Raw genomic sequence first — 13,990 nt, forward strand, 5'->3', positions numbered from 1 at the left:
CAGCAGAAGGCCGGGAAGAACAGCGGTCGTCCGGCGGGAACCACGCAACTGCGTTGCGCAGAGCCACCGAACGTACCCGCGAGGAACCACACCGCCCTTCTGCGTGGGGTGGTACTAGAGAACGCCCAGGTCGCGCGCCGTCTGGTTGCGGCTGTTCATGGCGACGGTACGGGCGGATCGGGTTGCCTCAGTGCTCGTGGTGGTACGACCGGCCTGAGGCCGGCGCATTCGAGCCCGGGACAACGCTTCGTTGAGTAGTTGCATCTCGAAGGCTCCACTCGGGACGTTGAACATCGTCTTCTCTCTCACTGCCGGTGTGACACCGGCGTAGTTGGTACGGATCGGGAACATGTCAGGCTGCCAGCCGGACCGCGCCACGCACTTCGGACAGCCCACTGGCCGCCAGTCGCGCCTCGGCCTCGACCCGAAGCTCGGCATCACGGGCGACGTCCTCCTTACGCGGACGGCCACGGGGCCGCTTGCGCGGGACGACCGCGCCACGCTCGAAGATCTCGCCGCCCCAGACGCCCCACGGCTCCGCTCGCTCAACGGCTCCAGCCAGGCACTCGACGCGCAGCGGGCAGTCCCCGCAGAGCGACTTGGCCAGCTCGAGCTCGGTGGGCGAGTCCGAGAACCACAGGTCGGGGTCGAACTTCCGGCAGGGCAGGTTCGCCTCCAGCTCGACGCTCATGTCGAGGGGGGCCAACGCCAGACTCATCTCCCGGTCACCTCTCTCTCACTTCGATCTCGTGGATCGCATTCCGACGTACTTACGGCGGGCAAAAAATTGAGGCCGCGGATCCCGGTTACGGGTTCCGCGGCCTCGAGGTGAGCCGGTGTCTGATGGTCAGACCGGTTTACCTCGAGGTGGAACGCCGCGGACATCCATGCGCTTCTTGGCGACCCGGATGCCATTGCCCGTGAAGCCACTGGTCCCCTCGACTCCGACGGGCGCGACGGTCAGGGTCAGCTCGGCCTGAACCTGGTGCACCTGCGGAACCGACGGTCGTGCGGTGGCCGTGAGGGCCACCCGGACAGCCGACAGCGGAGCGTGGACAGACGGCATCGCCGCCAGACGCTCATAGGTGAAGATCTTCACGGGTGCCACCTCCCTCACGTTCCTCGACTCGACTGAACCAACCCCCGTGAGCAGCCGGAATGGCGCCGCTCGCGTGGTGTGTCCTGAGGCTATTCCTCGCGCCGGGGCGAGGGCAAACGAATTTACGACGAGATTTCGAAAGTTTTCTCCGGGCAGACGTCGTCCACCCCCGCGCCCCCCACCAGCGCCAGCACCGAATCCCCGTAAAGGCCCAGTTTGCGGGGGCCGATGCCGGCGATGGCGATCAGCTCCTCGGAGCGTCCGGGCCGCCGCTCGGCCAGCGCGATCAGCGTCGCGTCGGTGAAGACCACGTACGCGGGCACCTTCTGCGCCGCGGCCACCCGCTGCCGCCACTCGCGCAGCCGTTCGTGCAGCTCGTCGTCGATGTCGGACGGGCAGGTGGGGCAGCGACCCAGCTTGCGGTCCGGGCCGGCGAGCAGGGTGGCGCCACAGATCCGGCAGGAGACGATCTGGGTCCGCCGCCGTTCGGCGCGGGCCGGACCGGTGCCGCCCACCGCCCGCTCGGTGCCGCCGGAGCGGTCCAACTGGGGCAGGAAACGCGACGGCCGCCGGGCCCGTCCGCCCGGCGAACGTGCGGCGGCGTACGACAGCCAGAGCCACTCCCGCGCACGGGTGATCCCGACGTAGAGCAGCCGACGCTCCTCCTCGACCTGTTCGACAGTCTTGGCGTACGTGGTGGGCAGGGTGCCCTCGGCGAGGCCGATCAGGAACACGGCGTCCCACTCCAGCCCCTTGGCCGAGTGCAGCGACGCGAGGGTCACCCCGTCCACCGTCGGTACGTGCTGCTGGGCGGCGCGGCGGGCCAGCTCCTCGGTGAAGTCGGAGAGGGTGACCTGACGCTCCACCGACGCGGCCTCGCCGATCGGCACCACCTCGGGGCTGGCCGCGTACTCCTCGGAGAGCTGTACCAGCGCGGACAGCGCCTCCCAGCGTTCGCGGGCGGCGCCACCGGCCGGGGGCGCCTCCGGGGACCAGCCGACCGCGGTGAGCGCCTCGACAACGGCGGCCGGCAGCGGCGTCTCGCCGGGGATGGACCGGGTGGCGGCGCGCAACGCGACCATCGCCTGGCGCACCTCGGCCCGCTCGAAGAACCGCTCCGCGCCCTGTACGACGTACGGCACCGAGGCCTCGGTGAGCGCCTTCTCGTACGCCTCGGACTGCGCGTTGACCCGGAACAGCACGGCGATCTCCTTCGCCGGGGTGCCCGCGTCGATCAGCGCCCGGCAGCGGGCGGCAACGGCGTTCGCCTCGGCCGGCTCGTCGGTGAAGATCCGCAGGTCCGGTTCGGGGCCGGGTGGGCGCTGCCCGCTCAACTCCAGGCGCAGACGCGCCTCGGTGCCTCGGGCCTGGGAGATCACCGCGTTGGCGAGCCCGACCACCTGCGGGGTGGAGCGGTAGTCACGGACCAGCCGCACGACTGTGGCGTTGCGGTGCCGGCGCGGGAAGTCGACCAGGTACGCCGAGGTCGCCCCGGTGAACGAGTAGATCGTCTGGCTGGCGTCGCCGACCACTGTCAGGTCGTCGCGACCGCCGAGCCAGGCGTCGAGCAGCCGCTGCTGGAGTGGGTTGACGTCCTGGTACTCGTCGACCACGAAGTGCCGGTACTGGCCACGGACCTGCTCGCCGACGTCCGGGTGCTCCTCGATGCCCCACACCGCGGCACGCAGCATGTCCTCGAAGTCGATCACGCCGTTCGAACGCTTGAGCTGCTCGTACGCGGTGAACACGTCGGCCACCTTCGCCGGCTCGTGCGGGGTGTCGCGCAACGCCCGGGCGGCGGACACCACGTAGTCCGCCGGCTCGACCAGCGACGACTTCGCCCACTCGATCTCGCCGGCCAGGTCGCGGGCGGCGGCACGGTCGGCGCGCAGGCCGACCCGGGCCGCGGCGAGGGTGACGAGTCGCACCTTGCTGTCCAGCAGCTCGGGCATGGCGCGGCCGGCCAGTAGTCGGGGCGCGAAGTACCGCACCTGCCGCAACGCGGCCGCGTGGAACGTCCGCGCCTGGACACCCTGCGCACCGAGCAGAGTGAGACGGTGTCGCATCTCGGCGGCGGCGCGGGCGGTGAAGGTGACCGCGAGGACGTGCCGGGGGGATATCTCACCGCTGAGTGCCCGGTGGGCGATCCGGGAGGTGATCGCCCGGGTCTTGCCGGTGCCCGCGCCGGCCAGGATGCAGACCGGGCCGGTGGGAGCGGTCACGGCGGAGCGTTGCTCCGGGTCCAGCCCGGCGAGCACCTGTTCCGACGCTGAGTGAACCACCACAACCAGGAATCATCTCAGCTACCCGCAGCGTTGCAGCGAACAGCCTCGGCTTGATCGGCAGGCCGGGGCCGGAGGAGTTGGAGGATCCGACGATGTTGACGATGTATTCCACCCCCTGGTGCGGCTACTGCCACCGGCTGAAGTCGCAGCTCGACCGGGAGGGCATCGGTTACGAGGTGGTCGACATCGAGCAGGACCCGAAGGCCGCGGAGTTCGTGATGAGCGTCAACGGCGGCAACCAGACGGTGCCGACCCTGCGCTTCGACGACGGCAGCGCCCTGACGAATCCCTCGATCAACCAGGTCAAGCAGCACCTCGAGTCCCTCACCGCCTGACCGGTCAGCCCACGTCGACGAGCGGCCGCCCCCAATCGGGGCGGCCGCTCGCCGTGTCTCCGGACGCGTCAGCGCGGTCTTCGGACGGGTCAGCGTGGCGAGGACCGGTGGGCACCGGATCGGCTTGCGGCGTCCTCAGCCGGTCGCCTGGGCGCCGGGAGCACCGGGCGGGTCGGCTTCGGGCGGCGGGTGCCGGTCGGGGTGCTCAGGTGCCGGCCCCGCCAGAGGTAGGTGCCGGCGACCAGGGTGGCCAGGCCGACCAGCGCAAACAGCACCCGGTAGTCCAGAAACCCGACCAGCAGGGCACCCACGCCGATGGAGAACGCCTGCGGCCCGCTGACCACCGCCTGGGTGGCCGCGGCGACCCGGCCGACAAGCGCGGGCGGGGTCCGACGCTGGATCAGCGTGTGCAGCCCGACCATCGTCAGCGGGATCGAGACGCCGGCCAGCAGCACGGCCGCGAACCCGAGCCGGATATCGGGGTACGCGAGCGCCAGCGCGGCCGGGGAGAAGAAGGCGACACCGGCGGCAAGCGTGCCGACCTCGCCGAGCCTGCGGATCAGCGCCGGTGAGCAGAGCCCGCCGAGCAGCCCGCCCACGCCCTGCACGGTGACCAGCACGCCGACGAACGCGGCATCCCGGTTCAGCCCCTGGTCGACGTAGGCGAAGATGAGCGACTCGCTGAAGCCCATCACCAGTGAGCCCAGCCCGTATCCGAGCAGGGCCCGACGCAGGGCCGGCTCGCCGGCCAGGTGCCGCAGACCGGCGCCCAGCTCGGCCGGCCAGCGCAACCGCACGGTCGGCGGCATCTGCCGTGGAGTGGGCAGGGCGGTGACCACCGCCGCGGCGGTCAGAAATCCGACGGTCCCGATCCCGGCCAACGCCCACCCGCCAAGCGCCGCGTAGAGCGCCGCGCCGGCCAGCGGGCCGATCAACCGCATCCCCTGGCGTACGGTCTGCAACAGGCCGTTCGCCTCGGCCAGCAGCTCGACCGGCACCAACTCCCGGATGAGGCCACTGAGCGCCGCGCCGAGCGTGATGGACGACAGTCCGTACAGGGCGGCCACCAGGTAGACGACCCAGACGTCCCCCGCGTCCCGGACGGTGAACAGAGGGGTGAGCAGGGCGGCGGTGACCACGTTCGCGGCCACGAAGAACGGCCGGCGCGGGTACCTGTCGACGAACCAGCCGACCAGCGGCGCCAGCATCATCGGCGCGATGACCGCGAAGATGGTCGCGCCGGCCAGCCCGCTCGAACCGGTCAGATCCTTGACCCAGATGGCGAGCGCGAGCAGCAGGATCGACTCGGCGGTCATGCTGGCCAGCAGGCCGCCGAAGAGCAGGCGGAAGTCGGGTCGGCGCAGGACGGTGCGCATGGGGTCCCTCCGGCGGGATGGCGTGCCCAGGGTGGGCGAGGTCGACGGGCCGCGACCGCGGGTCCGTCGTCGTCTGGCATTCCCGTGGTCCGATTTTTGTAAGACACGCCCCCGCCGGGAACCACCGACGTCGGCCGCGCCGTCCATACTGACCGTGGGGGGCGAATTTCATACAGTTACCGTCGCGTCTGCGGCGGTCGACGGGAAAGAGGACACTGTGCCTCCTGCCGCACCCAGCCCGATCCTGCGTCGTCGCCGGTTGGGCGTCGAGTTGCGTCGCCTGCGGGAAGCCGCAGGCCTCACCGGTGACCAGGTAATCGAGCGTATCGGTTGGGCCTCCGCGTCCAAATTGTCGCGACTGGAGAATGGCCGCAGCCGACCGGACCCGCAGGACGTCGGCGACCTGCTTGATCTCTACGGCGCCGACCAGGCGGTGCACGACGAGTTGCTCGGCATCACCAGCGAGGCCGGCGACATGCGCGGATGGCTGAAGAACTTCCCGGTGATGACGCAGCAGCAGCGCAGCTGGGCCGAGTTGGAGGCGGGCTGCGCGGAGATCTCCGAGTACAACCCGACGCTGGTGCCCGGTCTGCTGCAGACCCCGGGCTATGCGCAGGTCCGGATCGTCTCGGCCCGGCAGGTGGGCGAGGGTGCGGGCGAACCGGAGCCCGACGACGAGCCGGAGACCGAGGTGCAGGCGCGGCTGGCCCGCCAGTCGCTGCTGACCCGTGAGCCGTACGCGCCCCGTTACACAGCCGTGCTGGAGGAGGCGGCTCTCGGCCGCCGCGCCGGGCCACCCGAGGTGCTGCACGAGCAGTTGCTCCAGCTCTGCGAGTTGGCCCTGCTGCCCAACGTCACGCTGCACGTGCTGCTGCGGGACACCCAGATCGGCAACTGGTTCATTCCGCCGACCGCGTTCTCGGTCTACCGGTTCGCCGATCCCCTCGATCCGGAGACGCTCGCGATCGAAGGTGGCTTCACTGATGTCATGTCGACCGAGGCAATCACGCTAAATCGCTATAAAGTGGTGTTCGAGTGGCTATGCACGGCGGCACTAAACGCCTCGGACACCCTCTCCTGGCTGATCGAGGCGACGGGACGGCTGACCGAGGCGGTGCCCCCATCCACAGTGGCGTTCGGGCCGGCAACGGCGCCGACCCAACGCCGCCGGGATTCGGGGCGGCTGACGGACCGGTGATCCACGGGGGACCCTCCGTCGGGACGTGCGGCACCACTCGTCCCATCGGATCGCTTCACATCAGGAGCAGAACCATGAACGACATCCACAACACGCCGTCCGTCTCCGCCCACTCGTTGGCGGATGCCCCGTGGCGTACCAGCACGCGCAGCCAGACCTCCAACTGCGTGGAGGTCGCACCGCTCGGCACCGGCCCGTCGGCCGTCGCCCTGCGGGACAGCAAGGACCGAGGCGGTCCGGTGCTGCTGTTCAACCGTGCGGGATGGCTCGGTTTCATCAGCGGTGCAAAGAAGGGACAGTTCGATCTGAACTGATCCGGTGACTGGTACGGGGCCGTCGGCGTGCTGCCGGCGGCCCCGTCGTCGTACCGGCCCACCGACCCCGCTGAGCAGCATCCGCCGATCGGACGACGCTCGGAACTGATAGGCGCGTTTCAGTTGCTGGGACGAACACGGGGCGTAACATGGCCCTCGGGTACGTGGAACTTCCACACAAGCACATTCGTCGCGGTTCATCCGGAGACCCTCATGCGGTTCCTGATCGTTCGCACCGACATCCGCGCCGTCGCCGACGGGGACATCGCCGCCGCCTGGGCGGACGGCCACCGGCTTCGCGACGAGACGACCACACCCGAGCCGCGACGGCAGATCGTGCACGCCGAGGACCGGGACGCCGCGCTCCTGCTGGCCCGGGCCCTCGCCACGGTCGGCGCGGTCCGCGCCGGCAAGCAACGGGTCAAGGTTCTGCCGCTGGCCGAACCCCGAGCCGCCTTCCGACACAGACCGGGGCCCACCGGCACCTGATTCGACAAGACGTCCGTCGTGGTCGGACCGGCTCCCCCGCCGCGTTTCTCGCACCCACCGACCACGACGGCACGTGTTCCCGGCCCGTGACCGCCGCGGCAACGGCGGCCACGGGTCGGGACCGCGCCTCACCTGTCGGCGTCCACCCAACCGTCCAGCCACCGGTGGATGAGGAACAACGCGATCGACGACGGTGGCGGCAGGATCAACTGCGCCCCGTCGCCCACGTCCACCGTCTCCCCGGCCAGCGCCGCCCCGATCTCGCGACGCGAGAACCACCTGGCGTACGCGATCTCGGACGGGTCGACCTGCACCGGATCATCCGGGTTGGCGGTGGCCAGGAAACCCAGCATCAGCGAGCCCGGGAACGGCCATGCCTGGCTGCCCACGTACCCGATGCGCTCGACCCCGATGCCCACCTCCTCGCGGACCTCGCGCAGGACGGCGGCCTCCGCCGACTCGCCCGGCTCGACATAACCGGCCAGGCAGGAGTAGCGCCGGCCGCCGGGAGTGCCCGGCCAGCTGGCGTTGTTGCCGAGCAGACATCGCCCGTCCGGGCCGGTCACGCCGTCGTGCACCAGGACGATCATCGCCGGGTCGGTACGCGGCCAGATCCGCCCACCGTTGCGGTCCACCCGCGACCAACCGGCCTCGTCCATCGCGGTCGGTGCCCCGGTGCTCGTCGAGTAGCCGTGCCGGGTGTGCCAGTTGAGCAGCGCTAACGCAGTGGTGAAGATGCCCGCCTCGCGGTCGGCCAGCAGGTGACCCACCTCGCGCAGGTTGACCGGCCGGGTCCCCGGTATCGCCGGCAGCGGCGCGTCGACAGCGAAGACCGGCACCCCGTCCGGCTCGACACCGAGGAACATCGCCGTCGACTCGGACCCGGCCGGCACGTCGGCCGCACCGAACAACACCAGCGCCGGGGGCGACGCGTCGGTGCGGGCCAACGTCCGACCGTCGTCGGTCGAGTCGAGCAGCAACACCCGCGCGCGCAGCCACGCCTCGGTCAGCCACTGCCTGTCACCCCGCCGGTGCGCCGCCCGATCCAAGGTTGACCGCGCCAACGGCGGCGCCGCCTCCCCGCTCACGCCAGCGCTCCGCTGCCGGGCCCGGTCGCGCGCTCGCTCACGCTGCTGGCTCGGTGTGGACCGTGGTCAGCGCGGCCAGAGCCGGGGTCACCCGCTCCGCGTCACCGAGCACCACGACCGCCGCCCGAGCCGGTGCCAGGTACCGGGCACCCACCCGCGCGACATCGTCGATGCTCGCCTTCGCCAACCTCGCCGCGTACTCGGCGAGGAAGTCCAGGCGCAGCCCGTTGCCCGCGTACGCGCTGGTCAGCGCCGCCAGACCGGCCTGGGTGGACATGCCGAGCTGAAGGGTGCCCAGGGCGTACTGACGGGCCTGCTCCAACTCCTCGGGCTTCGGCGGCAGTGACGCCAGCCGACCCAACTCGTACGTCGTCTCCAGCAGGGCCGGGCCGGTGACCTCGGTGGCCACCTCGGCGGAGGCGACCAGCACCGACCCCGCGACGGAGTGCTCGATGCCCGAGTGCGGGCCGTACGTGTATCCCTTGTCCTCGCGAATGTTCTCCACCCAGCGGGAGGAGAAGTAGCCGCCGAAGATCAGGTTGGCCAGTTGCAGCGCGGCGTGGTCGGGGTCGGTGCGGGGCACCGCCGGGAGCGCGATCCGCAGTGAGGACTGCACCGAGCCGGGCCGGTCGACCAGCAGCAGAGGCCCCGGCTCCAAGGGCGGGGTGGCCGGCAGCTCAGCGATCCGCCCGGCGCCGGCCCAGCCGCCGAGCGCCCGCTCGGCCGCGTCCAGCGCCTTCTCCGGCTGCACGTCGCCGACCAGCACCAACTGCGCGCCGGCCGGATGGACCCGCTCCTCGTGCAGGGTGCGCAGCGCCGCCGGTCGGACGGCTCGGATCTGCCCCGGTTCCGGGGTCTGCGTCGCGTACGGGTGCCGGCCGTAGACCCGCTTCAGCAGCGCCTCCCGGGCCAGGTGCGCCGGCTGGCTCTGTGCCACCTGGATCCGGTCGACAAGCCGGTCCCGTTCGGTGGCGACCTCGTCGCTCGGGTAGTTGGCGCTGGTCAACACATCGGCCAGCAGCTCCAGCATCCGGTCCAGGCCGGTGACCAGCCCGGCGCCGGAGAGCATCAGCCGGTCCGGGTCGACGCCTGCGGAGAGCCCGCCGCCCACCTTCTGCAACTCGGCGGCGAGCTGCACGCTCGTCATCGACTCGGTGCCGGAGAGCATCGTCTGCGAGAGCATCGCGCCCCGGGCCAGGTGGACCCGGCCGAACGGCACCCAGAGCCGCAGCTCGACCAGGGGCACGGCGGGCCGGCGTACGGCGATCACGGTGAGGCCGTTGCGCAGCGTGCGCTCGGCCTGCTTGGGCACCTTGAGCTTGCGGGTCGGCCCCAGCGGGGGCAATGTGCGCGGCGCGGCAGCGACAGTCCCGGTCATCGGGCACCTCCGGCGATGACCTCGATCGCGGCCCGACGCTCCGGCCGCAGGGTGGCCGCAGCGGCCCGGACCTGCTCCTCGGTGACCTCGCCGACCAACCTTGGCAACTCGTTGAGCAGGCCCGGTTCGCCGCGCTGCTGTTCCAGCACGGCCATCCGCAGCGCGCGGCCGAGCACCGCGTCGGTGTCGCGCAACAGGTGCGTCGCCATGCGGGCCTGGGTGCGGTCCAGCTCACCGTCGGTCAGCCCGTCGGTGGCCAGCCGGTCCAGTTCCTCGTCGATGGTGCGCAGCACCTTGTCCACGTCGCCTCCGGGCGGCAGGTGCGCCTGCAACAGCAGGGCGGTGGGGTCACGGACGTCGAACGGGTCGCCCATGAAGCCGAGGTATCCGCCGAGGCTGGTCACCATGCGGTCGCGCTGCACGAGTCGTTCGACCAGCCGCGAGGCGTCGCCGTCGGTGAGCACCTCGGCCAGCACCACGTACGGCAGGTAGCCGGCGAAGTCGCTGATCGGGTCGGGCACACGCCAGGCGCCGGCCACCGCCGGCAGCGGGGCGAGGGCATCGGTGTACGAGGTGCGCCGCTCCGCGGTCAGGTCGGGCTCGGTGAAGTCGGGTCGTTTCGGCGCCAGCCGGGCCGGTACGTCCCCGAAGTGCCGGGTGACTAGCTCGGTCGCCTCGGCCACGTCGATGTCACCGCTGACGGCCAGGACGGCGTTGCCGCTGGCGTAGTAGCGGCGGAAGAAGTCCGCGGCGTCGGCGACGGTCGCCGACTCCAGGTCGTCGAAGGAGCCGTAGCCGTCATGCGCGTTCGGGAACGTGTCGAACATGACCGGCGGGAGGGTCAGCCAGGGGAAGCCGCCGTACGGCCGGTTGAGGACGTTGACCCGGATCTCCTCCTTGACCACGTCGACCTGGTTGCGCAGGTTCTCCTCGGTCAGCCGGGGGCCACGCATCCGGTCGGCCTCCAGGAACAGCGCGCGTTCCAGCGCGTTGCTCGGCAGCGTCTCGAAGTAGTCGGTGTAGTCCAGGTGGGTGGACCCGTTGAAGGTGCCGCCCGCTCCCTGCACGTGCCGGAAGTGGGCCAGCTTCTCCAGGTTCTCCGAGCCCTGGAACATCAGGTGCTCGAAGAGGTGGGCGAAGCCGGTGCGGCCCTCCGGCTCGGAGCGGATGCCGACGTCGTAGACCACCGCCACCCCGATCACCGGGGCACTGCGATCAGGGGTGAGCACCACCCGCAGGCCGTTGTCGAGGGTGAACCGCTCGACCGGATATTTCGTCGCTGGAATTCTGGATCTCCGCGCCACGGGATCGACCCTAGCGCGTCGGCACGCCCACCACCTGCGACCTACCCGGAGCCGCCGCGACCGGGGCGGTGACCAGAGGCATGACCTCGGCGCCGACCCGCTCGGCCTCCTCGCGGTGCGGCCAGCCGGAGAGGACGAACTCGTCGACGCCGAGCGACGCGTACTCGTCGATCCGGGCCGCCACCTCTGCGTAGCTGCCGACCAGCGCGGTGCCGGCGCCCTCGCGGACCAGACCGACGCCGGCCCAGAGGTTGGGTGCGACGGTGAGCCCGTCGGTACGGCCGGCGTTGAGCGCGGCCATCCGGGCCTGGCCCACCGAGTCCATCCGGCGGAACCGGGCCTGGGCCGCGGCGATCCGCTCCGGGCTCATCCCGGCCAGCAGCCGGTCGGCCTCGACCCACGCGTCGGCGCTGGTGGGCCGAGCGATGACGTGCAGCCGCAGGCCGGTGCGCAGGGTCCGGCCGTGTTCGGCGGCGAGCGCCCTGATCCGGGCGGTCCGGGCCGCGACGGCCGCCGGCGGCTCGCCCCACATCAGGTACACGTCGGCCTGTCGGGCGGCCACCGTCTCGGCCGCCGGGGACGCGCCACCGAAGTAGACCGGGGGCGTCTCGGCGAGCGGGGTGGCCAGGCCACCGCCGTCGACACGGTAGTGGCTTCCGGCGTAGTCGAAGGGCCGGCCGGCCCAGGCGCGGCGGAGCACCTCGATGAACTCGCCGGTGCGGGCGTAGCGGTCGTCGTGTCCGAGGAAGTCGCCGTACGCCCGCTGCTCGGCCGGGTCGCCGCCGGTCACGATGTTGAGCGACAGCCGGCCTCCGGAGACGGCCTGGAACGCCTCGGCCTGCTGGGCGATCAGGGTGGGCAGCGCGAAGCCGGCGCGGACGGCGACCAGCATGCCGAGCCGCTCGGTGTGCTGGGCGACCGCCGCGCAGACGATCCACGGGTCGGGGCAGCCGGCGCCGACGGGCGTCAGCACGGCGGTGAATCCGTGCGTCTCGGCGGCCCGGCCGACCTCGGCCAGGTAGGCCACTGTGGCGGCCCGGTCGTGGCGGGCGGCGCCAGCGGTGACGGTGGCGGCGCCAACCTGATCGCCGTCGCCGGAGGTGGGCAGGAACCAGTGGAAGGTCATCGCGGAGTTGCCTCTCTGGTCAATCACCGAGTGCCGGACACCCTAGCAACCTGGTAGGAAATACCGACATAACTGAGACGCGAAATCTCGCCATGTGGATGGGTCTTGACGCTGACCGCAGCCTGGCCCAGTCTTCCTACCAACTAAGTAGGAATACTGCGGATTGGACGGACGATGAGACGGTCCCCCCTGCGCCGGATGGTCACTCTGGCCACCCTCGCCGTGGTCGGCGCGGCGACCCTGGGCAGCACCGCCGCGTGCGGCGACGACGACAGCAAGGGCGCGAGCGGAAGCTCCGGCCCGGTGACGCTGCGCCTCGGCTACTTCCCCAACATCACCCACGCGCCGGCGGTCGTCGGCGTGGAGAAGGGCATCTTCGCCGAGAAGCTCGGCGCGAACGTCAAGCTGGACCCGAAGACCTTCAACGCCGGGCCGGCCGCCATCGAGGCCGTCTTCTCCGGCGCGCTGGACGCCACCTACATCGGTCCGAACCCGACGGTGAACGCCTTCTCCAAGTCCAAGGGTGAGGCCGTCCGGGTCGTCTCCGGCGCGGCCTCCGGCGGCGTGGCCCTGGTGGTCAAGCCCGCCATCAGCGGCGTACAGGACCTGAAGGGCAAGAAGATCGCCACCCCGCAGCTGGGCAACACCCAGGACGTGGCGATCCGCTACTGGCTCAAGCAGCAGGGGCTGACCACCACGAAGGAGGGTGGCGGCGACGTCAAGATCGTGCCGCAGGAGAACGCCCAGACGGTCGAGACGTTCAACAGCGGCGCGATCGACGGCGCCTGGGTGCCCGAGCCGTTCGTCTCCCGCCTGGTCAACGCCGGCGGCAAGGTGCTCGTCGACGAGCGCGACCTGTGGCCGGACAAGAAGTTCGTCATCACCAACCTGCTGGTCAGCACCAAGTTCCTCAAGGCGCACCCGGACGTCGTGCAGAAGCTGGTCGACGGCCAGGTCGCCGCGAACGAGTTCGTCAACAGCAAGCCCGAGGAGGCCCAGCAGGCCATCTCCGACGCGATCGGGAAGATCACCGGAAAGCCGCTGGACCTGAAGCTCATCAAGCAGGCGTGGCCGACGTTGGAGTTCACCAACGACCCGATCGCGACCTCGCTCAAGGCCGGCCTCGACCACGCCGTCGACGTCAAGCTGACCGAACCGGTCGACCTCAACGGCCTGTACGACCTGAAGTACCTGAACAACGCGCTCAAGGCCGCCGGCAAGCCCGAGGTCGTCCAGCCATGACGTCGACCACGACGACGCCGCAGAGCGCGACCACAGCGGTCGCGCTCTCCGGCGTGACCAAGGTGTACGGGCGCGGGGCGAACGCCGTCCTGGCCCTCGACGGTGTGTCGCTGGACGTCGCGCCCGGCGAGTTCGTCTGCCTGGTCGGTGCCTCCGGCTGCGGCAAGAGCACCCTGCTGAACCTGGTCGCCGGACTGGACCGGCCCAGTGGCGGGCAGATCACGCTCGACGGCGACACCAACCCGGGGCTGATGTTCCAGGAGCCGGCGCTGTTTCCCTGGCTGACCGTCGACGGCAACGTGGAGGTGCCGCTGAAGCTGCGCCGGCTACCCCGGGCCGAGCGGCGCGAGCGGGTCGCCGAGCTGCTGCGTACGGTGCACCTGGCCGACTTCGGCCGCAAGCGCCCCCACGAGCTCTCCGGCGGAATGCGGCAACGTGTCGCGCTGGCCCGCACGTTGGCCCTGGACACCCCGGTGCTGCTGATGGACGAGCCGTTCGGCGCGTTGGACGCGATGACCCGGGACATCCTGCACGACGAGCTGGAACGCATCTGGTCCGAACGCAAACTCTCGGTGCTCTTCGTGACGCACAACGTCCGCGAGGCCGCCCGACTGGCCGACCGGATCATCCTGCTCTCCAGCCGCCCCGGGCGGATCATCTACTCCACCGAGGTGGACATCCCGCGCCCCCGACGGATCGACTCCCCCGAGGTCGCCGCCATCGCCGCCGAGGTCACCGAGCGGCTCCGTACGGAGG

At 71.1% G+C, this 13,990-nt stretch carries 14 protein-coding genes; 6 read left to right on the plus strand and 8 right to left on the minus strand.

The features are described from left to right. Positions 1–352: 352 nt before the first annotated feature. From ACWCO3_RS21000 to ACWCO3_RS21010, 3 genes are all read right to left on the minus strand, one after another. Positions 353–718: a WhiB family transcriptional regulator gene (locus tag ACWCO3_RS21000; protein ID WP_145779086.1), complete on the minus strand. Its 366-nt coding sequence runs from the start codon at positions 716–718 to the stop codon at positions 353–355. Between the two features lie 129 nt (positions 719–847). Next, a complete protein-coding gene (locus ACWCO3_RS21005) occupies positions 848–1,066 on the minus strand; it encodes a hypothetical protein (RefSeq protein ID WP_423438032.1) in 219 nt (72 codons plus the stop codon). Positions 1,067–1,221: 155 nt separating this feature from the next. Then, entirely contained in the window at positions 1,222–3,384 is a 2,163-nt protein-coding gene (locus tag ACWCO3_RS21010; RefSeq protein ID WP_450011559.1) for an ATP-dependent DNA helicase UvrD2, read from the minus strand. 92 nt (positions 3,385–3,476) lie between these two features. Here ACWCO3_RS21010 and ACWCO3_RS21015 point away from each other — a divergent pair, with 92 nt between their 5' ends. Further along, a complete protein-coding gene (locus tag ACWCO3_RS21015; RefSeq protein WP_145779083.1) occupies positions 3,477–3,719 on the plus strand; it encodes a mycoredoxin in 243 nt (80 codons plus the stop codon). An 89-nt stretch (positions 3,720–3,808) separates the two neighbouring features. Here the strand turns inward: ACWCO3_RS21015 and ACWCO3_RS21020 are convergent, their stop codons facing one another. Further along, entirely contained in the window at positions 3,809–5,095 is a 1,287-nt protein-coding gene (locus ACWCO3_RS21020) for an MFS transporter (protein WP_244311565.1), read from the minus strand. A 217-nt stretch (positions 5,096–5,312) separates the two neighbouring features. On the opposite strand from ACWCO3_RS21020, the gene ACWCO3_RS21025 reads away from it, so the two are divergent. The 3 genes from ACWCO3_RS21025 to ACWCO3_RS21035 all read left to right on the plus strand — a co-directional run bounded on the left by ACWCO3_RS21025 (position 5,313) and on the right by ACWCO3_RS21035 (position 7,096). Continuing rightward, a complete protein-coding gene (locus tag ACWCO3_RS21025) occupies positions 5,313–6,293 on the plus strand; it encodes a helix-turn-helix domain-containing protein (RefSeq protein WP_145779081.1) in 981 nt (326 codons plus the stop codon). A 74-nt stretch (positions 6,294–6,367) separates the two neighbouring features. After that, positions 6,368–6,607, plus strand: coding sequence for a DUF397 domain-containing protein (locus ACWCO3_RS21030; RefSeq protein WP_088987752.1), 240 nt, complete (start codon positions 6,368–6,370; stop codon positions 6,605–6,607). Positions 6,608–6,820: 213 nt separating this feature from the next. After that, positions 6,821–7,096 (plus strand): hypothetical protein, encoded by a 276-nt coding sequence (locus tag ACWCO3_RS21035; RefSeq protein ID WP_145779079.1) that lies wholly within the window; start codon positions 6,821–6,823, stop codon positions 7,094–7,096. Positions 7,097–7,224: 128 nt separating this feature from the next. On the opposite strand, the gene nudC is transcribed toward ACWCO3_RS21035, so the two are convergent. Genes nudC through ACWCO3_RS21055 form a run of 4 tightly spaced genes read right to left on the minus strand, consistent with a single transcriptional unit; the run spans position 7,225 to position 12,019 of the window. Then, a complete protein-coding gene (gene nudC, locus ACWCO3_RS21040; RefSeq protein ID WP_358166088.1) occupies positions 7,225–8,184 on the minus strand; it encodes an NAD(+) diphosphatase in 960 nt (319 codons plus the stop codon). Positions 8,185–8,221: 37 nt separating this feature from the next. Next, positions 8,222–9,562, minus strand: a complete 1,341-nt coding sequence (locus ACWCO3_RS21045; protein WP_145779077.1) for a M16 family metallopeptidase — start codon at positions 9,560–9,562, stop codon at positions 8,222–8,224. Beyond that, the gene (locus ACWCO3_RS21050) at positions 9,559–10,866 is read right to left on the minus strand and encodes a M16 family metallopeptidase (RefSeq protein WP_354886618.1); all 1,308 of its coding nucleotides are present in this window, start codon (positions 10,864–10,866) and stop codon (positions 9,559–9,561) included. Before ACWCO3_RS21050 ends, ACWCO3_RS21045 begins: the two co-directional genes overlap by 4 nt. Positions 10,867–10,876: 10 nt before the next feature. Beyond that, positions 10,877–12,019, minus strand: a complete 1,143-nt coding sequence (locus ACWCO3_RS21055) for an LLM class flavin-dependent oxidoreductase (RefSeq protein WP_450011564.1) — start codon at positions 12,017–12,019, stop codon at positions 10,877–10,879. Between the two features lie 147 nt (positions 12,020–12,166). On the opposite strand from ACWCO3_RS21055, the gene ACWCO3_RS21060 reads away from it, so the two are divergent. Further along, positions 12,167–13,234 (plus strand): ABC transporter substrate-binding protein, encoded by a 1,068-nt coding sequence (locus tag ACWCO3_RS21060; protein WP_450011565.1) that lies wholly within the window; start codon positions 12,167–12,169, stop codon positions 13,232–13,234. Then, positions 13,231–13,990: ABC transporter ATP-binding protein (locus ACWCO3_RS21065; RefSeq protein ID WP_450011566.1), on the plus strand; the 760-nt coding region annotated here is incomplete at its 3' end. The genes ACWCO3_RS21060 and ACWCO3_RS21065, both read left to right, overlap by 4 nt.

This window comes from Micromonospora sp. NPDC002411 (assembly GCF_053592955.1).